The sequence below is a fragment of the Bacteroides fluxus YIT 12057 genome (genome assembly GCF_000195635.1).
GTDB classification, from domain to species: Bacteria; Bacteroidota; Bacteroidia; order Bacteroidales; family Bacteroidaceae; genus Bacteroides; species Bacteroides fluxus.
On sequence record NZ_GL882689.1, the window covers coordinates 316,331 to 342,591 of the forward strand.

Sequence of the window (26,261 nt, forward strand, 5' to 3'; positions counted from 1 at the left end):
TCCCGGGCAAATGTACAAAGACCCGGTAGTCGGAATTCTTTTTTTGTATGGAAGAACTTTGTTCAAAGCTTGTGAATATCCGTTCGCAGGCTGTGAATATGTGTTCGCAACCTTTGAATATCCGTTCGCGCACTGCGAACAGAGATTTCTCTTAACTCCGCTAACTTTTAGTCTTAACTCCGTAAGTCTTTTCTTCAGCTTCCCGTAAAGTTTTCAATAGGTAGTTTCCTGCAGGGGCATACGGTATCTTTCAGGTACTAATTACGTTAACGGTGTATAAAGAGTTTGGAATAAGAACGGGCGATAAAAATCAAAAAGTGAAGTATTGCAGTCAAAAAATGTAAATAGCGCAGCTATTATATTTTATAAATTTGCGCTTACAAACCCTGTGTTCGATAACGGATGCGATATTTGTTAGGCTTGAATTTATTAATCAAATATATATTAATAATCTATGAGAATCTTACACAAAAATCTCTGCCTGTTGATGCTTCTGCTGATAGGCTTCCCTCTCAGCCTTTGGGCTCAGAACAAGACGATTACCGGTACGGTCCGTGATGCGCTGGACGTGGTGATTGGCGCTTCTGTAACAGTGAAAGGTAATAGCGCCATCGGTACTATTACCGATATGGACGGTAAGTTTACACTCTCTGTACCGGCTTCCGCCAAAGAGCTGGTAATTTCGTTCATCGGTTATGATAATCAGACTGTGACTATCGGTAACAAGACTCATTTTGATGTGACTATGAAAGAATCTTCCGTGATGTTGGAAGAGGTTGTAGCCATCGGTTATGCAAAGGTTAAGCGTAAAGACTTGACGGGAGCCACTTCTTCTGTTTCCTCCGGTGAACTGGCCGCTGTTCCGGCCATGACGGCTGCACAGGCCTTGCAGGGTAAGGCTGCCGGTGTGAACATTGTCACTAAGAGCGGTGCTCCGGGAGCCGGTGCCAATATTACGGTTCGTGGCGGTACATCCATTACACAGAGTACAGAACCGCTTTACATTGTGGATGGTTTTGAAATGAGTGACGCCCTTAGCAATATAGATGTTGCCGACATTGAGAGCATCGATATCTTGAAAGATGCTTCTTCTACTGCTATTTATGGTGCCCGCGGTTCCAATGGTATCGTTTTGATTACTACCAAGTCCGGCAAGAAAGGCAAGACGCAAGTAAATTATAATACGTATTTCTCTTTTGATGTCCTCAGCAAAAAGTTGGATGTGATGTCCAATGCGGAAGACTTTGTGAAATACCAATATGAAATGGCTGTTTTGCAGGGTGGTACAACCAACTTCAGTACGGTATTTGATAATGTGGCCTCCGATGCTGCGGATTTCTATACGGGAGCTTACGCTCGTATTGCTGACCGTTATGCAGGTGCACAGACGCTTGATTGGCAGGATGAAGTGTTTGGCGGTTCGGCTTTGACACAGAATCATAATGTAAACGTGTCTACCGGAACGGAAAAGACCCAGGTTATGTTGAGCTATAACTATAGTGGTCAGGATGGTCTTTTGGCTAAGCATGGAGTAAATAAAAGTTCTTTCCGTGCCAAAATAAATTCTGAACTTTGGAAAGGTATTCGTGTAGATGTGAATACAATGTTTTCTTATAAAAAGACATTGGGTGGCGGCGCTTACTCCGGAATGAAGAGTGTGCTTTTGCAGCCTATCATTGGAGGTACGAAATATACTTTGGATGAATTGCTGAACACGCAGACTTATCCGGACCTGTCGGGACTGGATACCAGCTATGACACGGCCAACCCGATTATAGCCAATGATGCTTCTACTTCTCAGAAACGTTCCCGTTTATATACTATTAATGCCGGCGTTGAATTCGATTTGTTAAAGCACTTTACTTGGCGTACGGCGGGCAGCTATACTTGGTCCAGCAGCAAGGATACATCCTTTGCCGATGAAAAATCCACCTCGTATATTATGGATGCGGCAAATACCGGTATTAATGGTAGTATCAATAATGGTGAATCTTTCAAATGGCAGATTACCAATACTCTGAATTATAACCAGACATTTGCTCAGAAGCATAAATTAGGTGTGCTTCTGGGACATGAAGTTACTTATTCAGAATCGGAAGGCAATAAACTGTCTTTGGTAAAATTCCCGTATCCTAATTTCGGATTGGATAATATTGACCAGGCTACGGTAAAAGATAAATCTGTAAGCCATTCTCACAATGGGATTGTCTCTGCTTTTGCCCGTGTAAATTATACATTCGACGAACGTTACCTTTTCACTGCCACGGTTCGTGGTGACGGTTCCTCCAAGTTTGCCAAAGGTAACAAATGGGGTATCTTCCCTTCTGTTTCCGGTGCATGGCGTATTTCAGAAGAAAATTTCTGGAAGGAAAATGCCATTTCAAATACAGTCAATAATTTGAAATTGCGTGTAGGTTATGGTGCTACCGGTAACTGTAATATCAGTGACTATATGTACACCACTTCTTTCAAGCAAACCGATTATCCGTTGAACAATACGGAAGGTAATCTGGCCTATACATTGGATGAAACACTTGGTAACAGGGATCTGAAATGGGAAACAATGCATTCTACCAATATCGGTTTGGACTTTGCTCTTTTCAACAGCCGTGTGAATGTTACTGCCGAATGGTACAATAACCAGGTAAATGACTTGTTGCTGAAATGCATTATTCCATCTACCACGGGTTATAAAAGCCAATTCCAGAATGTAGGTAAGATTCGTAACCGTGGTTGGGAATTCTCTGTGAATACGGTGAATATACAGACCAAGAACTTCCGCTGGACAAGTGATTTGAATTTGGCATTCAATAAATCCAAAGTCATTTCTTTGGAGGACGGGCTCGACACAAAGACTTTCAGTGTAGGTGGCAACCGTTCCGGACAGGTAAACTATTATGCAGTGGTAGGCCAGAGCTTGGGGGAAATGTATGGCTATATTTATGATGGCGTTTATACCACCGATGATTTTGTTCAAGGTGCTGATGGAACATTGACTTTGAAAGAAGGAGTAGTCAGACCCAACAGCGGTACTCCGCAGCCGGGTGACATTAAGTTTGCTGCCGATGGCGTAGATAAGAACGGCAATCCGCAATTTACTCAACAGAAGGTGAAGATCGGTAATGGTACTCCGGATTGTATCGGCGGTTTCAATAATACTTTCCAATATAAAGGTTTCGACTTGAGTGTATTTATGAAGTTCTCTATCGGTAACGATGTATATAATGCTACCAAACACAGTATGAGTCCGTACGCCGCTTTCCAGAATGTACCTACTGAATTCGGTGACAACTATTATCGCTTGATAGATCCCGTCACAGGCCAGAAAGCCACCTCTCTGGAAGTTATCAAGTCATTGAATCCGAATGAAAGTGCACGCAACTGGAGCTTGAGCAAGACGAACTCAAGCTATATCACATACCCTTCTTCTTATTATGTGGAAGATGGTTCTTACCTGCGTATTGCACAAGTAACTTTGGGCTATACTTTGCCGAAGGTCTGGCTGAAGAAATTCTTTATCTCCAATGCCCGCTTGTATTTCACCGCCAATAATCTGGCTACCATTACGGGCTATTCCGGTTATGATCCGGAGGTTTCTGCCGGCAGTGATCAAGTGGTTTGTACGCCGGGGTATGATAATTCTACGTATCCGCGCTCCAGAAGCTATGTAATTGGTCTTAACTTAACATTCTAAACTTTACAATGTCATGAAAAAAGTAAAATTAAATATGAAGAAGCAGTTGATATTGCTGCCTGCCCTGGCATTATCATTAGGAATGACTTCCTGTTCAGATTGGCTGGAGATGCCTTCTTACACCTCCGCCGATACCGAAACCGTATTTGCCAATGAGGCTACGGCCGATGCATACGTGTTGGGATGTTACAGGGGGATCATACCCACTGATATGATTTATCAGTTGGCCGAGGGCGAAACGGTGAGCCATCCCAGTGAAGATGGTTCGACGAATAACTCGAAGTATAACCTTGCCAACTGGTTTTATGGCAGTGGTTCTCCCGACTGGACTACCACCACGCTTTTCAATGAGGAATATGGTGCGATCGAGTCGGCCAATATCGGTATCAAACGTCTGAAAGCCATGCCTGAAACGGCAAAGCGCAACTCTATGCTGGGTGAAGTGCTGGGGCTCCGTGCGTTTGCATACCTCAATCTGATCAGTATTTATGGGGATGTGCCGGCTATTTGGGAGCCTTTGGAAGATATGGACGCGAATGACGAAAATACATTCTATCCCAAACGTACGTCCCGCGATGTCATTTATGACCAGATTATAAAAGACTTGCAGGAGGCTGTAGGTTACTTGCCTTGGTTCAGCGAAAGCGGCTATGTCACTACCGAACGCTTGACCAAGCAGGGGGCGTTGGCTTTGCTGGCCCGTACTGCTCTTTATGCGGGCGGTTATTCTTTGCGTTGGAATCTTGAAACCAATGATCCGGCTACTTTGAAAGTGGAGCGTCGCAGTGACGAGGCACGGGTTCGTGAGCTTTACCAGATTGCGAGTGATGCCTGCAAGGAGATTATAGGCCATGGTGAGAACTCGTTGATTCAGGCAAAGAACGATATGAGCGGTTTCCAATATATGTGGTATAATTTCTGCCAGCGTAATTTTACTTCCATCAATAATGAAATGATTTTCAGTTTGGCTCAATACGGATCTACCACAAATTCCAAGTGGGGGGTATATGCCCATCCTGGTACCCGTGGCGGTTTGTTTGGGTCCCGTAAGGCTATGATTTCTATCTTGCCTACTTATTATTTGTCCTTTAAACCGGAGGATACCCGTCGTGATGTGACCTGTACCTCATACAGCATCTATTTCCTGGAAAAAGGAAAGGCGGATGATACATGGGTGGATGTAGGTACTACTTATTCTTGCATTATGTCTGGCAAGTTCCGTATCTCCTGGTGTGTGGCTCCGGCTCCTGACGCTACCAAACGTAATCTGAATATTCCTATCATCAGCTATCCTGATGTGTTGCTGATGTATGCGGAAGCACAGAATTTCTTGAATGGCGGTCCTACAGGAGAAGCAGTCAGTGCCTTGAAACAGATTCGTGACCGTGCCGGTATCGGTTCCCTTGACATCCCCTCTTCTAAAGAGGCGTTTGACGATGCGTTGGCTCAAGAACGTAAATGGGAGTTGGGCGGTCAGTTGTTCCTGCGTACGGATTTAATCCGTATGGGACGTATCTCAAAAGAGATCAGAGCCACACAGCAAGCTATGAAGGATCTCTCGGACCGTAAGGGAGAATATGCGGACGTTCCTGTTTATCGCTTGTATAAGTTCCATAAGGATGCTCAGGAATATGGTGATAAATTCCTTGCCCTTGAATATATCGAGCTGACCGACGCACAGGAGATTGCCATTGCGACAAATGTTCCGAATGAGGTGAAAGTGAAGGATGATAAAGGAAAAGACGTGGTGGATAAAAAGGCTACTCAGCAATTGTATGATGCCTATCAGGCTGAGCTGCTTGATATTGTCCGTGCCCATGGCATGAAAGTGTCGGAGGGTGATAAGTGGTATCCTTGTAATATGTTCCAGGCATACACCAGTACGTTTAATGGCAAGGCTCGTAAGGCTGTAGGCTTCGGCGGTGGTTTCAACGCTTTGCAGATTGGCAAGATCCTTTATCAGAACCCTACCGGTTCTTTTGAAAATGGTGGTAAATATCCGAATTGGATTGCCGCTCCTGATGGCAGTGATGGTATCTACTACGGCTATAAAGAGAACTTCTCGGAGTTATTGCCGTTAGCGGACAAGTCATCCGGTCATCCGTTGGTTGACAATCCGAACCTGACGCAGCTTCCCGGTTATACAAGCTCAAAATAAGCGGTAAAGCTGTCTGTTATGATTGAATTTTAGGTTAGTAAATGAAAAAAGGGCGGACGCTTTGATTGTGTTCCGCCTTTTTTTGTACTATGTTTGTCTCTAAGGGTAAATAGCCTTGCCAAGGGTGCCGTTAAATTATTTTCTTGTATAAAATATGAAAAATGAATATACGATGAAGTATATATCCTATTTACAGATGTATGTGTGTCTGATAGCTGCACTGTTTCTTCTATACGGTTGTACCTCTGCTACTCTTCCTTGTCAGCCGGTTTTGGCCGATGTGCTGCATGGCTTTGAAAATCCGCAAGATTCTACACGTACAAAAGTCTGGTGGTTTCATGGTGAAACTGAAACTACACGTGAAGGAATTACTGCCGATTTGGAGGCTTTCCGTCATGCAGGTGTCGGTGGAGTGGTTTACTATGATCAGGTACATTCTAAAAAAACGGAGGCACTGGATGCTTTTTCAGATGAATGGTGGTCTATGCTGTATTTTGCAGCCCGGGAGGCTGAACGTCTTGGATTGAGCTTTGAAGCACACGTCTCTAATGGATTTGTTGCCGGTGGTCCGTGGATTACGGAAGAATTGGGTATGCAGATGTTGGCTGCTACTGATACTTTGGTGCATGGTAGGCAAAGCTTCTGCGGAAGATTGTCTCTGCCACAAAATAAATACAATTATTATCATGATGTTGCGGTATTGGCTTTTCCTGTTTCCGGAGATCAATGGATAGCGAGTGATGCCCTTTCTCCTGTCATAACGTCTAACTTACCGAACTTCCCGGCAGCGGAAATTTTTTCAAAATATGGCTCATTAGTATGGATCCCTGCCCAGATTCCAGGCAGATCGGTTTATCTGAATCTGGATTTTGGTAAAAGGTTTACTGCACGAAGCATTACTTATCAGGTACGTCCACGGGGAAAAGCTACAACAAGTGCGACAAATGTTCCTGCTCCTCCAGGAGATGTATTTGTGGGAACGGGATATCAAGTATTGCCGGATTTGGGAGAACTGGAAGTATCCGATGATGGAATACATTATACTAAAGTTTGTACATTAACCCCCATTTATAAAGCTCATTCCTCCTGGAAACAGAAAACGGTGTCATTCCCTGCTGTAACAGGACGATATTTTCGTTTGAATCTGCATGACTGGTATATGGAAAATGACAGTCGCCGGAATATACAATTGGGTAATGTGGTATTGTCTCCACAGGCAAAGGTTGACCAATGGGAAGAGAAAGCGGGATTGTTTTCTGAGTATATAGAGAAAGACCATACACCTTCTTACCGGCCAAATGAAGTGATAGACCGGAACAAGATTGTGGATATTTCTCAATTTATGAAGGCGGACGGGACACTCTCGTGGAATGTACCGGCAGGGGATTGGGTGATAATGAGGTTTGTCAATATTCCTACCGGCGGAAAGATCAAACATGGCCGCGCCAATTTGATGGGACTGGAATGTGATAAAATGTCAGTGGCTTCAACAAAAGTACAATGGAATAATTATTTTAAAGTTATTCTAGACTCTTTGGCGAAACATGGCTTGCCGTTACATGGGATGGCAATGGATAGTCATGAGGCGGGTTCTCAGAATTGGACTCCCGGTTTTGATGTTGAATTCCTAAAAAGACGTGGCTATGATTTGAAAGGTTTTCTGCCTGCGATGTTAGGGCATGTTGTGGGGAGCTCGGAAGAATCGGATGGAGTTCTGTATGATGTTCGCCGTACGATAGCAGATTTGATTTCAGATAACTATTATGGAACTTTAAATGAACTTTGCAGGGAGGCAGGAGTACATTTTACGGCACAAGCTACAGGTAATGCACTTTGTATTGTAGCTGATCCTATTCAGGCAAAGGGGAAGGTGGATATTCCTCAAGGTGAATTTTGGGCCATTCATCCGGATGGGAATTATGATATTAAAGAAAGTGCTTCTGCCGCTCATATATATGGTAAAAAGATAGCTTCTGCAGAGGCGTTTACCGATGTGAAGTTCAGTCAATCCCTTGCGTATATGAAGTCTCTGGCTGATTATGCTTATTGTTATGGAATCAATGAGTTTGTAGTATGTGCTTCAGCTTACCAGCCTTGGTTAGATAAATTGCCGGGTAGTACAGGTGGCGGACGCCATTATTGCTTGAATAGAAATAATACTTATTGGGATTATAGCAAGCCTTTTTGGGATTATCAGGCGCGTTGTGCTTATATGATGCGGCAAGGGATGCCTGTAGTTGATCTGTGCATTTATTTAGGTGAAAATGCACCGGTAAAAATACTGACACATCGTTTACCGGATATACCAGGTGGCTATGACTTTGATGCTTTTACTTCAGATGCTCTGTTTAACAGAATGTCTGTAAAGGATGGAATGGTTTCCTTACCTGACGGCATGAGTTATCGGATGATGATTTTACCCCGGAATGGGGAATTGACTTTGGCGGCATTAAGAAAAATTGCGGCATTGGTCAAACGGGGTGTGAAAGTATATGGGCATAGAGCTATTTATTCTGGTTCCTATACTGATATTGCAGAGAAAGAGGAATATAAAACCTTAGTGGAAAAACTTTGGGGGAGTAAATCTGCTTCCTCAGGGATCAATCGTTATGGAGAAGGGGCCGTATGTTGGGGGATGACATTGACTGAAGCCCTGAAGGAGACTGGCTTGAAGCCGGACGTCCAAATGAATAGAGGGGATATGAAAAAAGATAAGATCTGGTTCGCCCATCGTCGATTGAAAGATGCTGATGTTTATTTTCTGAACAATCATACAGATCAGGCAGTAGCCGATACCTTCTCTTTTAGGGCTTTGGGGAAAGTAGCTGAGTTATGGAACCCGGTTACCGGATTAAGATATGCCTTGCCTTCAACAACGTCCGGCGAAGGTATGCAGGTCTGTTCGTTGGCCATGGCTCCCCGTGAAGCTTATTTTGTGTTTTTTTCGGAACATAAATCCGGAGATTTATCTTTGCCTTTGACGGGAGAGAGGAGAATAGAAAAAATAGAAGGAACCTGGAATGTGTATTTTGATCCTAAAATGGGTGGTCCTGGAGAGGTGAGGTTTGACGAGTTGACAGACTGGACTTTAAATACCGATACTGATATCCGTTATTATTCTGGTACGGCTGTCTACAGGAAGGTTGTTAACATGCAGCAAGTTGATGAGGGTGGACGTTTGTTTCTGCAGTTTCCTATTTTGGCAGATATAGCCCGCATACGGGTAAATGGCCATGAAGCAGGTATTGTCTGGTGTTCTCCCTGGCAGATTGACATTACGGATTGGGTGCTTCCTGGAGAGAATAAACTGGAAATTGAGGTAGCCAATTCATTGATGAACCGGATGACAGGTGATGCCTCTCTGCCGCAGGCAAAACGTATTACATATGCTGTTCCGGAAATAGCATCACCGGAGGATGAATTACTGCCTTCCGGTATCATTGGAGATATGATATTGATTTATTATAGGAAATAATATAGCGAATAATTACAATACTTATGAAACGAATATTTTTATTGTTTGTGATGGGATGTGTTTGCCGGGTTTGGGCATATTGTCAGGAAACTGCTTATACCGCCCCTCTTGCTGAAATGGCATGGGCCAAACAGTTCTCGGGGGTCAGTGGTCCGGGCGTTGCCGTGGAAGGTGACGGCAGGGGCGGTTGGCGAAGTGGAGCGGATGGAGTTCTGTACTATGGCAACCGGCCTCGTCCGGAATATAAGGAGGGAACTCTGCGGATGTGTACAGGCTCCGCTGTGGAATCAGGGCTGGTGCCTCCGATAAAACCCGCTTGGGAACTGCATCTGCGCGACGGTGTAGTGACTTTAGGAGGAGATGGCAACTATTACCTGACGGGATCTTCCGGTGATAATATCTGGGCCTGGGCAAAGGGCATTGAACTATGGAAATCTGCCGATTTGCATAAATGGGAATATGTAGGTTTGGTTTGGGATATAGATAAGGAAGCCGATGATTGGGTCAAGGCTTGGCGCAAGCATCCGCGCCGTGCCGTACGGGCTGTCTGGGCGCCGGAGATACATTATATAAAAGGCAACTATTTTATTTGCTTCAGCATGTGTCCCGATGGTATCGGGATATTGAAAAGTAGTACAGGAAAACCGGAAGGGCCTTATGTTAACGCCTTCACAATAGACCGTCCCATTGTAAAGGGTATCGATGCTACCTTGTTTGAGGATGAAGATGGTAAGGTTTACTTTACTTATGGCCGTGCGGACGAGATAGCCTTGCTGAAAGAGGATATGAGTGGATTGGCCGAACCTTTCCGTAAAATAGTGATAGAGGATCCGGACCACAATCCCGCGCACCATGCAAAAAAATGTGTCGGGCGTGGTATGAATGATTTGGGACATGAAGGGGCGGTTCTTTTCAAGCGCGATGGAAAATATTATTTGGGGGCGGCAGATAATTACGAAGGCAGGTATTCTACATGTCTTGGTATTTCCGATAATATCTATGGCCCTTACAGGAAAAGGCATGAATCTATACCTTGCGGTGGAGGAACAGGCTTCTTTAAGGACAAGGACGGTAATTGGTGGTGCAGTTATTTTGGTAATGACAGCCAATCGCATTTTAGGGAAAAGATAGGCTTCATCCGTACGGATTTTACAGAAGAAGGATTGGCGTATCCTGCCAAGGAGCAGCCTTTTGTCCAGCCGAAGGACCGGAAAGAGTGGGAGCGTACTTGGAATAAAGTTTGGAAAAACAATTAAATTGTCTTGCTTTTTGTAATCTATTGATTATTAATGATTAATCCTCCGCCATCTATTTGCGGAGGATATTTTTTGTTATTTTATAGCTAATTGGATTTAAATAAAATCAAAAAATAAATAATAACAGCCAAAATGAGCATGGTGAATTCATAAAAGCTTCTCTACTTTTGCATTCACAATATTCGTGTCCGATAACGGAGTTGCTTGGTTAATCTTAAATTTATTTATTAAATCTATATATTAATAATCTATGAGAATCTTACACAAAAATCTCAGTCTGTTAATAGTTCTGTTGATAGGCTGTCCTCTAAGCATTTTTGCTCAGAACAAGACGATTACCGGTACGGTCCGTGATGCATTGGACGTGGTGATTGGTGCTTCTGTAACTGTGAAAGGTGATAATTCTACCGGTACAATTACCGATATGGATGGTAACTTTAAACTTTCTGTGCCGGCTTCTGCCAAGGAGCTGGTGGTTTCCTTTATTGGCTATGAAAATCAGACGGTGGTTATTGGCAACAAGACTCATTTTGACATTACGCTGAAGGAATCTTCCGTGATGTTGGAGGAGGTAGTGGCTATCGGTTATGCAAAAGTTAAGCGTAAAGATTTGACGGCAGCTACCTCTTCGGTAGGAGGAAAAGACCTTGCCAAGGTGCCTGTTACTACTGCTGCTCAAGCATTGTCCGGTAAAGCTGCCGGTGTGAATGTGGTACAGCAGAGCGGTGCTCCGGGAGCGGATATTCAAATTACTGTCCGTGGAGGTACATCTATCACGCAAGGATCCGAACCCCTTTACATAGTGGATGGATTCCAGATGGACAATGGACTTCAGAACGTTGATATAAATGATATTGAAAGCATTGATGTAATGAAAGATGCTTCCGCTACAGCTATCTATGGTTCTGCCGGTGCCAATGGTGTTATCTTGATTACGACAAAGTCCGGTAAGGCTGGTAAGACGGAGGTTAATTACAATAGTTTCGTTAGTTTTTCAAAACTGGGAAAGAAACTGGACTTGCTGAGTGTGGAAGACTATGTGAAGTATCAGTATGAATTCCAGCTGTTGCGCGGCAATGAGGATAATTGGGCTGGGATTTTCGGTGGCGATGTCAATTCTTCTGATTTCTATACCGGTGTATATGACCGTATTGCTGATGGATATGGCAACCGTGCCGGCATAGACTGGCAGGATGAAGTGTTCGGAAAGACAGGTATCATGCAGAATCACAATGTGAATATCAATGGAGGTAGTGAAAAAACTAAATATATGTTGAGTTATAACTACACTGGTGAAGATGGCATTATGGCGAAGCATGGTTATGAGAAGAACAGTATCCGTGCCAAAATCAATCACGAGTTATGGAAAGGTGTCCGTTTTGATTTTTCTACCAGTCTGCAAATGACAAAAGTTGATGGTGGGGGTTCTTTGGGAGGTACGCTGAAGCAGACCATCCTGCAGCCTGTAACCGGAGGTGAGCGATGGACCAATGACCAGTTGTTGGGAATGGATTTGGGCAGTCTTTTTGATGAGATGCCGGGTAGCAACAATTATGATACCAACAATCCTATTCTCAATAACAATGCCATCACAAACGAGAAATACACCCGTATGGCGACTGTAAATGCGGGACTTGAAATAGACATTATTAAGAACTTGACTTTCCGCACTGCAGGAAACTATCAATGGAAGCAAATACGTCATGATTATTGGGATGATGGCAGTACAAAAACGGCTGCTTCTAATCAGAGTCCCAATGGGTATGGTTACCGTAACAATGATGAGGCATTCCAGTGGCAGATAACCAACACGCTGAATTATGCTTTCGATGTGAAAGAGAATCATCATTTCAATGTTTTGTTGGGACAGGAAACTACTTATTGGGAGTCTATGAACTTGGATAATGAATACCGTAAGTTCTCTGACGGAAACTTCGGACTGAATGATGTGAGTATGGGTACTCCCAATACATGGCAATCAGGAAAGAGCAAAGTGGGATTGGTTTCTTTCTTCGGGCGTCTTTCTTATAACTTCAAAGACCGTTATTTGTTGAATGCTACTTTACGTGCTGACGGCTCTTCCAAGTTTGCTAAAGGAAATCAGTGGGATTATTTCCCTTCTGCCTCTGCGGCATGGCGTATTTCCGAGGAAGGTTTTATGGAAGAAGTGAAAGATGTATTCCAAAACTTGAAATTGCGCGTGGGTTATGGCGTGGCCGGTAATAACAAAATTGACAATAATATGTACGCTACTTCTTACGGTTCCGGTCATTATGGATATAACGGGAACGATTATATCACGTATGTACCGGGCACTACCCTTGGCAATAAAGATTTGAAGTGGGAGAAGACCAAGACTGTCAATGTAGGATTGGATGTGTCTGTATTGAACAGCCGTGTAAACCTTTCGGTTGATTGGTATAATAATGAATCAGCCAATTTGTTGATAAAAAACAAGATTCCTACTTCTACCGGTTATTCCAACCAGTTCCAGAACATTGGTTCTATCCGTAATCGTGGAGTAGAAATCGTATTGAATTCTACCAATATCCGTACCAAGGACTTTACTTGGTCAATGGACTTTAATATTGCTTTCAATAAGTCAAAAGTATTGGAGATTTACGGAGACGCCGAGACTGACCATTTTATTCAGGACTATGAGTCTCGTATGGGTTTTAAAATACAGAAAGGTAAGTCTTTGGGTCAATTTTATGGCTTGATTTATGATGGAATATACACGACTGATGATTTTACTCAGAATGCTGACGGAGGGTACACACTGAATCCTGGTGTTCCTTATCTGAAAGGTTCCAATCGTGATAACGTGAAGCCGGGAGATGTCAAGTATAAACCTACAGCCGGTGAAACTGATGACAATGGAAATCCGGTATGGAGTGTGAATGACCGTACGGTGATTGGTAATGCCGCGCCTAAGTTTACGGGAGGATGGAACAATACTTTCACTTACAAAGGATTCGACTTGACTATTTTCATGAACTTTGTTGTAGGTAATGATGTGTTCAATATGAGTACTCAACGTTTTATAGGTCCGTATCTGGCCAATCAGAATACCATAGCCAAGATGGCGAACCGCTTCATGCTGATTGATCCTCAGACCGGAAAGGAAAGCACAGACCTGAACCGTCTGGCAGCGATGAACCCGGGACAATATAGTAAGGATATCATGTGGAATATATCCGGCAATAATAAGACCGCCATCAGTGATCATAGCAGCTACTATCTGGAAGACGGGTCTTACCTCCGCCTGAATACTATTACATTAGGATATACATTGCCCAAGGCTTGGGTGAACCGGGCTAAAATAAGTAATGCGCGTATTTATTGTACATTGAATAATATCCATACGTTTACCGGGTATGAAGGTTACGACCCGGAAGTGTCTGCCTCAAGCAGTGCCTTGACACCGGGTATTGATAATTCTTCCTACCCTCGTGCAAAGAGCTGGGTAATCGGTTTAAACTTAACATTTTAATTCAAAAGAGATATGAAAAAGATATTTACGATATTGGGCATATCTGCCTTGGCGCTGGCTTTTGCTTCTTGCGAAGATTGGTTGGATATGCCTTCCGAATCAAAGGCGGACAGTTCTTCTATTTTCAATACGATAGGCCGGGCGGAGATGACTACCGTAGGCGCTTATACTTACTTGCATTCTCAGGAATTGGGTTATCAGTTGCTGATGGGAACGGATGAGTCGGCTTCCAATGAGAGTAATTCCAAGTATAATGTATCCAATTATGACTATACCAATCTGACGGGTATGTTGAGCAAGACTTATACTTGGATGTATCAGGCTATTGAATATTCCAATGTCTGCATCAGTAATTTGCCTAAGATGAAGGGGGCGACAGAAAGTGAGCAGAAGAAGATAAACTCTTTGTTGGGCGAAGCTTTGGCTATTCGTGCGTATGCTTATTGGAATCTGGTGCGTTTCTATGGAGATGTTCCTTATGCCGATGTTCCCACTGCCGAACTGGCTACTTTTTCTTCCTCACGTGTAAGCCGTGATACAATCTATGATCATTGCGTCTCCGACTTGCAGCGTGCTGTGAAATTATTGCCTTGGCGAAGCGAAGGGATGGTTGATACTCCCGAGCGTTTTACGAAGAATTCGGCCTACGGTATTCTGGCACGTGTGGCTTTGTATGCTGCCGGTTACTCTTTGCGTTGGGATTTGAATACGGTGCCTTATAATGCCGGTACGGTTGAGATAGCTCAACGTAGTGATGCGGCCCGTATTAAGGAACTGTATCAGATTGCGGCGGATGCTTGCAAGGCAGTCATCACTAAGGGGGAAAATGGTTTGGTGGAAAATTACGACCAACTTTTCCGCGATTTGGCCAATCAGCAATACAACAGGGAGACGATGTTAGAGTATGGCATGTTCGGCACGAATGCACAGGATGTCCGTACGGGTTATACCAATGGCATTCCCACCAGTGGAACAGATAAGGCCGGTTTGGGTAAAGGTGGAAGCCAGATGTTTGCTTTTCCTACATTTTATTTTGAGTTTGACGAGAACGACCAACGTCGTGACGTGTCAGTTTGTAACTATGGACTTCGCTTGTCCGATAAGGGAAATGCTTATCAGATGGAGACATTCATAGGAATGGGAGTAGGCAAATATCGTATTAACTGGAAGAAAGTAAGAGGCGCTTCAGATAGTAAACGTGACATTAATTGGCCATTGTTGCGTTATTCGGATGTTTTATTGATGTATGCTGAAGCTTTGAATGAATTGAATAACGGGGCTACGGCTGAAGCAGTGGATGCCGTGAAGAAGGTACGTATGCGTGCGTTCCGTGACAATGCCTCACTAATGGGCGAGATACCTACCGGTTATCAAGAGTTTAAGGATTTTCTTATCAAAGAACGCAAGTTGGAACTTTCTAATGAAGGATTGCGTAAAAGTGATTTGGCGCGTTGGGGTATATTGGTGGATCACTTGACTGCTGAAAAGGAAAAATTGGTTCAGTTGGCAAAGCGTGAAGGGGAGTATGCCAGTGTAGATGTATATCGTGCCTACAAACTGACATCGAAGCCGGACTTTGAAGACCCTACCATTGCATTGCCGTATATATCCATGACTGAGCAGGATTTGGTGGATATGGGATTGAACGAGGAGGCTTTGCAGATTATGCATACCTTGAATAATGGTTCTAAAGGCGCTTTGAAGACTAACTTTTATGAAGCGGACGGGAAAGTTTATTTTAAGAAAGAGGATGTGCCTGCTGGTGCAGGCAAGGTGGAGGAAGTGGAATATACCATTTTGAATATGTTCAGTATCAATTCCATCAAGCAGAAAGGAAACCTCTGTGTGGAAGATGTGGAGGGGATATCCTCTAACAATGCGTGGATTACAGGCAAGACCGGTGTATTTTATGGCATGAAGAAGAATATGGTTGAGATCTTGCCATTCAATACAACGAATATAATTGATGTAAATCCGGGACTTGCCGGTCAGCAGCATCCCTGCTATTAATGATTGTTTGATTTTCAGGTTAGTGAAGAGGGAGAGGCGGACACTTTTCGGTGTGCCGCCTTTTTCTTGTCATTTTGTGTAGCTGGAAAGTCATTCTTCTTATCTCTTTTTTGATAGATATTTTATTACTTCGTATCCTTAAATTGAAATACATTATGAAGTATCAACCTGTTTTTTTGTTTTTCTGGTTTCTTCTTTTATGCAGTGGTGTATCTGCTCAGCAGACCGAACGCCAATACCTTTCAGGTACAGGATTAAACAACACTGTAACTTGGCGGTTCCGTTGTTCCGAAGGCCGGAACAGTGGAAAATGGAGCAAGATAGAAGTACCTTCCCAATGGGAGTTGCAAGGTTTTGGTGAATATACCTACGGGCGTTGGTATAAAAAGAAAGGGGTGAAGAATCCCAGCATGGAGGAGGGCGTTTATCGTCGCACGTTTACTGTGCCGGCCGGTTGGAAAGGGAAAAATATACGCTTGTGGTTTGACGGGGTAATGACGGATACGGAGGTGCTTGTGAATGGTTTTTCTGCCGGAGAGACGCATCGTGGAGGCTTTTATCGTTTTTCTTATGATGTGACTTCGATGGTGAAGTATGGCGCTTCCAATAAGATAGAGGTACGGGTCAGAAAACATTCGGACAACAAGTCTGTGAACGCAGCCGAACGAAAGGCTGACTGGTGGCTGTTCGGCGGTATATATCGTCCGGTATGGCTGGAGGCTAAGCCGGAGATGCGTATTGAGCATATAGCGGTAGATGCGCGGGCAGATGGCGATATGCGGCTCCATGCCACCTTGAAGGGGTTGAGGGGGAAAGAAAAACTTGTAGCTGCCTTGCGGTTGGCGGGAGAGGTGGATGAGACTCCACAGAGCCGGACCTGGGAGATTGGGCACGACAGTGTATTCACCCATTTTTGGAACGATATCGAGCCTTGGACTCCGGAGGCTCCTCGGCTCTACGACTTGGCTGTTTCCTTATTGAACGGGGAAGGGGAACAAGTACATCAGACAACTGTCCGCATAGGATTCCGTACCGTTGATTTCCGGCCGCGTGACGGCATCTATCTGAATGGTACCAAATTAGTGATGAAGGGAATCAACCGCCACTCTTTCCATCCCGATGGCGGGCGTACTACCGACAAAGAAATCAGCATTCAAGATGCCTTGCTTATCAAGGAGATGAACATGAATGCCGTACGTTCCCATTATCCGCCGGATGAACATTTCCTGGATGCTTGCGATTCATTGGGGTTGCTTTATGTCGATGAACTTGCCGGCTGGCAGAATGCATACGATACGGCCACCGGCGGCAAATTGGTGAAGGAGATGATAGAAAGGGATGTGAACCATCCTTGTATCGTACTCTGGAGCAACGGGAATGAGGGTGGATGGAATACGGCCACCGACAAATTATTTCACCTGTATGATCCGCAGCACCGTCATGTCATCCATCCTTGGGCAGATTTTGATGAGTTGGATACTCATCATTATCCGGCTTTTCTGACGGGTGTAGGGCGTTTTACCAATGGCTATAAGGTTTTCATGCCTACGGAATTCATGCACGGACAGTATGACCAGGGGCATGGTGCGGGATTGGAAGACTTTTGGGCACGCTATACGGCGCACCCTCTTTTTGCCGGAGGTTTTATGTGGGCATACAGTGATGAAGCTGTACGGCGGGCAGACCGTAATGGAATGTTGGACAGTGAAGGATACAATGCTCCCGATGGCATTGTAGGCCCTTACCGTGAGAAAGAAGGCAGCTTTTATTCTGTACGCGAGATCTGGTCGCCGATAAAAGTGGAGCCTTTGATGGTGACTTCTTCTTTTAAAGGACGTTTTTTAGTGACCAACCGTTATCTGTTTACCAATTTGAAACAGTGTTCCATGCGTTACCGTATCCTTTCTTGCCCTTCTCCACTGATGGGTGGGGCGGGTGTATGTGTCGTGGACAGCGGGGCGGTGGAACTGCCTCCTCTGGAACCGGGTGAAACCGGATATGCCTGTATGGCCGCATGGGCTGATTGTGGAAAGCCGGAGACGTTTTTTAAAGGAGACGTGTTGGAGTTGGAGGCGGTTGCTCCCGACGGCAAGAGCGTCTGTACCCGTACATATCCCATTCGGGGCGCAAAGAACTATCTTGATGCCCAACTGGCTTCCTTGAGAGTTACCGGTGAGGGCGGCAATGTGGAAGAAACCGATTCTTTGGTCATACTGCATTCCGCTATGGTGGATATATCTTTCCGTCGAAGCAATGCCACGGTTTGTTCAGTCTTGAGAAAGAGGGACCACCATATAATTCCGTTGAAAGACGGCCCGTTGCCTGTAGGCATGCAGATGAAACTGGTTTCTCTTACCGCCCGTACGGAGCGGAACGGAGATGCCGTACTTTGTGCCCGTTACCGGGGAGGAGCCGACTCTATAGTATGGCGTTTGCGTCCGGATGGTTTGTTGAAGATGGATGCCGTGCTGCTGAACCGTGCTTCGGGCGGAGGAGGTTTTGACGATGCCTTTACGGATGAGGCTGTCCTTAATTTGGGTTTTACGTTTTCGTATCCCGAAGAGGAATGTACAGGTATGCGCTGGATGGGCCGTGGCCCTTACCGTGTATGGAAAAACCGCATTCCCGGTACGAATTATGGCATTTGGCAGAAAGACTTTAATAACACCATTACCGGCGAGAGTACGGACAGACTGGTTTATCCGGAGTTTAAGGGGTATCATGCCAATCTTTATTGGGCTGTAATCCTCGGCGAGAAGTCTGCTTTTACCGTTTATTCTGCCACGGACGGGGTGTTTTTCCGTGTATTTACTCCCGAAGAGCCTCATGGACGTCAGGATGGCATCCATACCATGCCCGACTTTCCATCCGGTGACCTGTCTTTCTTGCTGGATATCCCGGCCATCCGTTCGTTTAAACCGGTTAGCCAGCATGGCCCTCAAAGCCAGCCAGGGATTATCCGTATCAAGAAAGGAGATGAGGGGTTGAGGTTAGGACTATTGTTTGATTTTCGATAATAAATTGATTTTGAAAACTTATGCATATTATGAAAAACTTCTTTTTTGCCGCCTGTTTGCTTCTGGCGGCTACTTGCATGCAAGCACAATCCATAGCCTTTCCGGGTGCTGAAGGGTATGGCAAATATACCACCGGCGGACGGGGCGGGCGTGTCCTTACCGTTACGAATCTGAATGACAGCGGTAAAGGCAGTTTCCGCGATGCGGTGGAGCAGCGGGGACCCCGTATAGTAGTCTTTGCTGTAGATGGTACCATTGAATTGAAGTCTCCACTTCGCATAATCAATGACAGTATTACCATAGCGGGACAGTCTGCTCCGGGAGATGGTATCTGCCTGAAAGATTATCCTCTGGTGGTGAATGCCGGTAATGTGATTGTCCGTTATATCCGTGTACGGGTAGGAGACAGGTATCACCTGGATAGCGACGGCTTGGGAGGCGGGCGTTACGGGCAGAAGAATGTAGTGCTCGATCACCTTTCTGTAAGCTGGAGCATCGACGAATGTCTTTCCATTTACAAAACGGAAAACCTGACAGTGCAGTGGTGCCTGGTGGCCCATAGCTTGAATACTTCAGTTCATACCAAGGGGAGTCATGGCTTTGGAGGTATTTGGGGAGGTTATAAAGCGACTTTCCACCATAATCTGCTGGCAAACCATGCAAGCCGTAATCCCCGTTTTTCTTCGGTAGATGGTACGAAGTGGGTGGACTATCGTAACAATGTGGTGTACAATTGGGGATTTAAGACTGCATACGGCGGAGGGCATCATGCCGAGATAAACATGGTGAACAATTATTATAAACCGGGCCCTGCCTCACGGCATCACCGCTTGCTTGATGTGGCGGAAGATGGTACGGGACGGTATTATGTGGCCGGAAATGTGATGGAAGGTGATGATGCCGTGACACGCGATAACCAGGGGGCGGTGACCGATTGTGCCGGAAAGTGCTACATCCGTAACAGGAAGAGTGCGGCGCCGGATTCAGGCATCTCTCCGGAGGCCGTTCCTACTCCGGGCGAGGAGTGTACGTCTTGTCTGGTGGACGCTCCATTTCCTTACGAGCCGATATGTGAAGATACGCCGGCTGTGGCTTATCAGCGGGTTTTAGCTTCTGTGGGGTGTAGTTTCTCGCAGGATGATTACGACTGTGAGGTTCTGCGCCAGGTGAAAGAAGGTATCGGCACGTTCGGTACAGACGGTATCATCAACTCGCAGGAAGATGTGGGTGGCTGGCCTGTCTTGAAAGCAGGAAAAGTACGGAAGGACAGTGATGGCGACGGCATGCCGGATGCATGGGAACTGCGGCATGGGCTGGAACCGAAGGACGCATCCGATGCATCTGCCTATACATTGGATAAAGAGTTTACTAATGTCGAGGTCTATCTGAACGGTCTGGCTTTATAGATTATCATTTATCTTAGCATTTCTGCCAAACCAAACAGAGCTTGGCTGGCGGGGAAACGCTATCTTTGTGCTCGAACACAACTGTAACTATTAATCAAATATATTAGATACCATGAAAAAATTGTTTTATTCCTTGCTTGCCGTTGCTTTGGCGGCTTGCGGTTCGGAGAAGCAAGCTCCGATTGACCGTGAAGCATTGGTAGCGCGTAACAATCCCCGGGTTTCTGCATTCGATTCGTTGGCTTCGCTTTCCGTGGGCAACGGTGAATTTGCCTTTACGGTAGATGCTACCGGGTTGCAGACATTTCCGGAAATGTATTCCAAAGGTGTGCCTCTGGGTACGCAAAGCCAATGGGGGTGGCATAGCTTCGGCAATCCCGACAACTACAAGCGGGAAGAGTATCTGAAAGAGTATGATTTCGGTCGCGGACATAAAGAGATATATGCTTGCCAGTTCAAGGAAGATGGTCGTCAGAAGGGGGCTGCCAATTGGTTCCGCATGAACCCTCACCGCCTGCATCTGGGCATTGTCGGTCTGGAACTGGGCGAAGGAGTGAAGGCTTCGGATATCACGGACATCGACCAGACCCTTGATTTGATGAAAGGAAAAATCACCAGTCACTTTATGCTGAACGGAAATACGTTCGATGTAGAGACAGTCTGCCACCCGCAGCTGGATATGATTTCTACCAGAGTAACCGACCGTGCGCATGCCGGAATCAACCTTCGCTTTCCTTATCCTACGGGAGCTCATGCCGATGATGCCTGCAACTGGGATGCCAATGACAAACACTCTACGGAGATTGTGCGCCAGGACGCGCAAAGTGCCTTGTTGAAGCGTACGTTGGACGAGACGACCTACTACGTGACCTTGCGTTGGGAAGGGAAGGCTGCGTTGGCTGAAAAGTCAAAGAACTATTTCGTGCTGACTCCTGAAGAAGATATGCTCGCCTTGTCCTGCCGTTTCACGGCAAACTTTGAAGGAACTGTGTTCGAGAGCGAACCGGGCGTTTACTCCGGTGACAAGCCGTTGCCCTCGTATGCTGAAACCGCTGCCGCAAGTGACAGCTATTGGACCGGATTCTGGAAAAACGGTGCGGCTGTCGATTTCTCGCATTGTACGGATCCGCGTGCTCCGGAATTGGAACGCCGTGTCCTGTTGAGCCAATATTTGCTTGCCATCCAGTCTGCCGGAACTACGCCTCCGCAGGAAACGGGTCTGACTTACAACTCCTGGTTTGGCAAGTTCCATCTGGAAATGATCTGGTGGCATCAGTCCTGGCAGGCTCTTTGGGGACATCCCGAATTGCTTGACCGTACATTGGGCTGGTATGAGACCGTAGAGCCCGTTGCCCGCGAAATAGCCCGTCGCCAAGGCTTCGACGGTGTCCGTTGGATGAAGATGACCGATCCGAGCGGTGTAGAGGCTCCTTCCAATGTAGGCAGTTTCCTTATTTGGCAACAGCCGCACTTTATCTATCTGGCGGAATTGGTGTATCGTGCCAATCCTTCCGATGAAATTATCAAGAAGTATAACCATTTGGTACAGGAAACGGCCAAGTTCATGTACTCTTTCGCCACTTACGATGAATTCCACGGACGTTTTATCTTGAAAGGAGCCATTCCTGCACAGGAAACGCTGCGTGCTGCCACTACCATTAATCCTCCTTTCGAATTGTCTTACTGGCATTATGCCATGCAGACTGCCCAGAAATGGCGTGAACGTGCCGGCGAAAAGCGTAATCTGGAGTGGGATGAGATGATTGACAAGCTTTCTCCTTTGGCTTACAATGAAGACAGTTTATATCTTGCTTCGGAAGATGCCGTCGATACGTATAAAGACATCCGTTTCACAAGTGACCACATGGCCGTATTGGGTTCTGTAGGAATCTTGCCGATGAACAAGCTGATCCGTGCGGATTATATGAAGAATACGCTGGACTGGATTTGGGACAACTGGAACTGGGGCAAGACCTGGGGATGGGATTATCCGATGACTGCCATGAATGCTGCCCGTCTGGGCGAACCGGAAAAGGCGGTAGGTGCTTTGCTGATGGACAAGCGTACCAATACGTATCTGCTGAACGGGCATAACTACCAGGATGGCCGCCTGCGTTGCTACCTGCCCGGTAACGGTGGCTTGCTGACTGCCATCGCCATGATGTGTGCCGGCTGGGATGGCTGTGAGACAGAGAATCCGGGGTTTCCGAAGGACGGAACCTGGGATGTTCGTTGGGAGGGACTGAAGCCGATGCCGTAAAGGAGAGATACTGAATCCTTTTTTTTATTTTTGACAGATAACTTGTGTTGGGACTGAGGTACATTCCCATAACGACTGAACCGGATTCTCATAACGACTGAACCGAGTTCCCATAACGACTGAATGCATGTCCCACTACCAATCATTGGGGTGGGACATGAATGCTTCTGATACATAGCTGTTTATGCAGGATCCCTATTGTTGTACTACGAAAAAGAAATCTATGAAAGTTTTTACCATTTATATTTTGCTCTTTTGGGGGTGTGCAAACTGTTGCTTTGCACAATACGCCTCTTCTTCGAAGCTACCGAAGAAGGCGGGTGACTTGATTGAGTCCACATCTTACAATGACCATAAGCGAGGTAAACCCCGTACGTTGCAATATCTGCCTGATGGCGAGGATTTTGTCTGCGTCAACGGGAAGAACCGTTATACCCGTGCCCTTTATGGCAGCCACACGGCATGGCGCCTGGAAACCAGTGACCGTCCTGTCTTTGCCACTTATGTGAAGAATGACAGCCGCAATATCCGTTTCCGCCTGCATTTGCCGGGTGGCGTGGTTACTCCGTTGGAAGAAACCTCCTGGTGTGAGGCACGCTATACTCCCGGACGCCGCAGCTATCGGTTGAAAGATGACGCCTGGGGAAAAGAAGCGCTTGTGGAGATGGCCGTACTGGCAAGCCCGGACGAAGAAGAAGCTTTGTGGCGGATATCTGTACGGAATCTGCCGGACGGTTGCAGACTGGAGGTGCTGAATGCTCCGATACGTCTCCGGAAACTTTCGCGCAGCGGTGATATGGGGGCGGATCCTCCCGGGTGTTTCGATCCTTCCGAAGATGGAAGGATCTTACAGTCGCTGAGTTGTCCTTTATCTCCGGTAGCGCCTTTATATATAGGCATCTCTGCCAATGTGTTGAAGCAGATGGACGGCGCAGCCTTGTTTGCCCGGTATGAAGATGCCCGCAGTGCACTTGCCGGACGCATCAGGTTTACTACTCCCGATCCTTATTTCAATACCCTTGGAGGAGCTCTTGCCATAGCTGCCGATGGAATTTGGGACGGGCAGGTTTGGTTGCACGGAGCCGTGGGGTGGCGTATGCCCCTCAGCGGTTGGCGTGCGGCTTATACCGGTGATGCGTTGGGATGGCACGACCGTGCCCGTATCCATTTTGATGCGTATGCGGCGAGCCAGGTGACGGAGGTTCCGAACACTATTCCGCATCCGGCACAAGACTCGGCACTTGCTCTGGCCCGTTCGGTAAAAGAATGGGGGACACCGCAGTACAGCAACGGTTATATCTGCCGTAATCCTCGCCGGAACAATCAGATGCATCATTATGACATGAACCTGTGTTACATTGATGAACTGTTGTGGCATTTCAACTGGACAGGTGATTTGGACTATGCCCGCCGTATGTGGCCGGTACTGACCTTGCACCTTGCTTGGGAGAAGCGTAATTTTGATCCGGATAATGACGGATTGTATGATGCGTATGCTTGTATCTGGGCAAGTGATGCCCTTTATTATAACAGCGGGGCCGTGACCCACAGTTCTGCCTATAATTACCGTGCCAATCGGCTGGCTGCCCTCATCGCCGAGAAGATAGGAGAAGATCCGGCGCCTTACCGGGATGAGGCGGATAAAATATTGAAAGCATTGAACAGCCGTCTGTGGCTTCCGGAGAAAGGTCATTGGGCGGAATTCCAGGATTTCATGGGACATAAACGCCTGCACGAGAATGCTGCCGTATGGACTATCTACCATGCGATTGACAGCGATGTGGCGGATTCTTTCCAAGCCTATCTGGCCACCCGTTATGTAGATAGGGAAATACCGCATATCCCTGTGGTCACTTCCGACAATGCCGATATCAATGCAGGGGGGTATGCAACGGTTTCCACCACCAACTGGCTGCCTTATTCCTGGAGTATCAACAACGTCGCTTTTGCCGAAGTGATGCATACCGCCCTTTCTTATTTCCAGGCAGGACGTGCGGAGGCGGGATTCAAGTTGCTGAAAAGTTCTGTCCTTGATGGCATGTATCTGGGCGAGAGTCCCGGTAACTTTGGCCAGATCAGTTTCTATGACGCTGCGCGCGGAGAGTGTTACCGTGATTTCGGCGATCCTGTCGGTGTGGCTTCCCGTGTATTGATTCAAGGACTGTACGGTATATTGCCCGATGCGTTGAACGGACGCTTGCTGCTGAAGCCCGGCTTTCCGCAAGAGTGGGAATATGCGGCGCTGCATACACCGGATATTGATTTTGATTTTAAAGCCGGTGCGGCTGCAACAGGCATTTTCTCTTCTCGGGACCTTTCTGTATATACAGTCACTCATCATTTACCCGCTGTCCATACCGTGGAGTTACAGTTTCCTGCACGCCGTTCGCGGGTAGCTCATGTCAAGGTGGACGGAAAGAATGTTTCCTGGAGTTTGGTGGAACATGCTGTCGGATGTCCGGTACTTGCCGTTTCCGTTCCTGCTTCTGCAGGCAGGCAGATCGAAGTTCGTGTGGCATGGGAGGGAGAATTGATTGCCGTTCCTTCTCCGGAAGATTCTTTTCCTGCTTCCCGTATAAAGGAGGAAGGTCCGGTGAGGTTCGTCGCCATGGAGCAGGACCAGATGAAATGGTGGGCTCCGTTGGAAAGCCCCCAAGCCGCCAAGGGCGAAGGGGGCGCTGTTTCTCCCGCAAAGGCGTCTGTGGTATTGGATAATATCATTCCTGATAAGTGCGTGCCCGTAGTTATGGACCAGGTATTCAATGCCTGTGTCACGGACATTTTCCGGAATGAATATCTGTCTCCCCGTTCTCCATATACTACTTTGCAGTTGCCGAAACAGGGCATCGGCGAATGGTGCCACCCTTTGAAAACCGCAGATATCGATGATTCCGGCCTGCGTGCTTCCGTACGTGGCGGTTTATTGGAAACAAAACTGGGAATTCCTTTCCGCACGCCGGCTGAAGGACGGAATATTGCATTTACCTCACTTTGGGATAATTATCCGGATAGTCTGGAAGTACCCTTGAAAGGGAAGGCTTCACGTGCCTATCTGCTGATGGCAGGCAGTACAAACCACATGCAATGCCACATAGACAATGGGATAATCCGGGTTTACTATACGGATGGAACGTGTGATACATTGCCCCTTGTCAACCCCGATAACTGGGCGCCTATCGAGCAGATATTCTTTGAGGACGGCAAGGCTTTCAACCGCAAGGCTTCTTCTCTTTATCGTTTGCGTTTGAAGACGGGAGAGGTGAGTGATAACTTTGGTGAGGAATTAGGCTTTCCGGGAGTGTCACGTGAGGTTGACGGTGGCGCGGCCGTATTGCTGAGCATGCCTTTGGACGGGCAGAAAGAACTTTCCCGTCTGGTTCTGGAGACCCTTTCCAATGAGGTCGTGATTGGAATTATGGGAGTTACGCTCCAGTAAAGGGGTTGAATAATACCGGAATGTTCCTTATATTTGCAGCATTGTATATAGATTGA

General features: G+C 46.4%; 10 protein-coding genes. All 10 read left to right on the top strand.

Features of this window, described 5'->3' with window-relative positions; all coding sequences use genetic code 11:
* Positions 1–454 precede the first annotated feature (454 nt).
* Positions 455–3,694, top strand: coding sequence for a SusC/RagA family TonB-linked outer membrane protein (locus tag HMPREF9446_RS15060; protein WP_039969724.1), 3,240 nt, complete (start codon positions 455–457; stop codon positions 3,692–3,694).
* Positions 3,695–3,707: 13 nt separating this feature from the next.
* Positions 3,708–5,852 carry a RagB/SusD family nutrient uptake outer membrane protein gene (locus tag HMPREF9446_RS15065; RefSeq protein WP_009126590.1) on the top strand — a complete coding sequence of 715 codons (2,145 nt, stop codon included), beginning with the start codon at positions 3,708–3,710 and terminating at the stop codon, positions 5,850–5,852.
* A 154-nt stretch (positions 5,853–6,006) separates the two neighbouring features.
* Entirely contained in the window at positions 6,007–9,327 is a 3,321-nt protein-coding gene (locus HMPREF9446_RS15070; RefSeq protein ID WP_009126591.1) for a glycosyl hydrolase, read from the top strand.
* Between the two features lie 23 nt (positions 9,328–9,350).
* A complete protein-coding gene (locus tag HMPREF9446_RS15075) occupies positions 9,351–10,583 on the top strand; it encodes a family 43 glycosylhydrolase (protein ID WP_009126592.1) in 1,233 nt (410 codons plus the stop codon).
* Between the two features lie 250 nt (positions 10,584–10,833).
* Positions 10,834–14,076 carry a SusC/RagA family TonB-linked outer membrane protein gene (locus tag HMPREF9446_RS15080; protein WP_009126593.1) on the top strand — a complete coding sequence of 1,081 codons (3,243 nt, stop codon included), beginning with the start codon at positions 10,834–10,836 and terminating at the stop codon, positions 14,074–14,076.
* 12 nt (positions 14,077–14,088) lie between these two features.
* Complete coding sequence (locus HMPREF9446_RS15085) at positions 14,089–16,086, top strand: RagB/SusD family nutrient uptake outer membrane protein (protein WP_009126594.1); 1,998 nt, start codon at positions 14,089–14,091, stop codon at positions 16,084–16,086.
* A gap of 155 nt (positions 16,087–16,241) precedes the next feature.
* Positions 16,242–19,103 (top strand): glycoside hydrolase family 2 protein, encoded by a 2,862-nt coding sequence (locus tag HMPREF9446_RS15090; RefSeq protein WP_009126596.1) that lies wholly within the window; start codon positions 16,242–16,244, stop codon positions 19,101–19,103.
* A 29-nt stretch (positions 19,104–19,132) separates the two neighbouring features.
* Complete coding sequence (locus HMPREF9446_RS15095; protein ID WP_039969771.1) at positions 19,133–20,509, top strand: pectate lyase; 1,377 nt, start codon at positions 19,133–19,135, stop codon at positions 20,507–20,509.
* 112 nt (positions 20,510–20,621) lie between these two features.
* On the top strand, positions 20,622–22,769 hold the full coding sequence (locus HMPREF9446_RS15100; protein ID WP_009126598.1) for a hypothetical protein: 2,148 nt from the start codon (positions 20,622–20,624) through the stop codon (positions 22,767–22,769).
* Positions 22,770–22,992: 223 nt separating this feature from the next.
* Positions 22,993–26,205: a DUF4450 domain-containing protein gene (locus HMPREF9446_RS15105; RefSeq protein WP_039969726.1), complete on the top strand. Its 3,213-nt coding sequence runs from the start codon at positions 22,993–22,995 to the stop codon at positions 26,203–26,205.
* Positions 26,206–26,261: the final 56 nt, after the last annotated feature.

Excerpts from the sequence above, each read along its gene's own strand:
- HMPREF9446_RS15060 (WP_039969724.1), top strand. The coding sequence starts at position 455 with ATGAGAATCTTACACAAAAATCTCTGCCTGTTGATGCTTCTGCTGATA.
- HMPREF9446_RS15065 (WP_009126590.1), top strand. The coding sequence starts at position 3,708 with ATGAAAAAAGTAAAATTAAATATGAAGAAGCAGTTGATATTGCTGCCT.
- HMPREF9446_RS15070 (WP_009126591.1), top strand. The coding sequence starts at position 6,007 with ATGAAAAATGAATATACGATGAAGTATATATCCTATTTACAGATGTAT.
- HMPREF9446_RS15075 (WP_009126592.1), top strand. The coding sequence starts at position 9,351 with ATGAAACGAATATTTTTATTGTTTGTGATGGGATGTGTTTGCCGGGTT.
- HMPREF9446_RS15080 (WP_009126593.1), top strand. The coding sequence starts at position 10,834 with ATGAGAATCTTACACAAAAATCTCAGTCTGTTAATAGTTCTGTTGATA.
- HMPREF9446_RS15085 (WP_009126594.1), top strand. The coding sequence starts at position 14,089 with ATGAAAAAGATATTTACGATATTGGGCATATCTGCCTTGGCGCTGGCT.
- HMPREF9446_RS15090 (WP_009126596.1), top strand. The coding sequence starts at position 16,242 with ATGAAGTATCAACCTGTTTTTTTGTTTTTCTGGTTTCTTCTTTTATGC.
- HMPREF9446_RS15095 (WP_039969771.1), top strand. The coding sequence starts at position 19,133 with ATGAAAAACTTCTTTTTTGCCGCCTGTTTGCTTCTGGCGGCTACTTGC.
- HMPREF9446_RS15100 (WP_009126598.1), top strand. The coding sequence starts at position 20,622 with ATGAAAAAATTGTTTTATTCCTTGCTTGCCGTTGCTTTGGCGGCTTGC.
- HMPREF9446_RS15105 (WP_039969726.1), top strand. The coding sequence starts at position 22,993 with ATGAAAGTTTTTACCATTTATATTTTGCTCTTTTGGGGGTGTGCAAAC.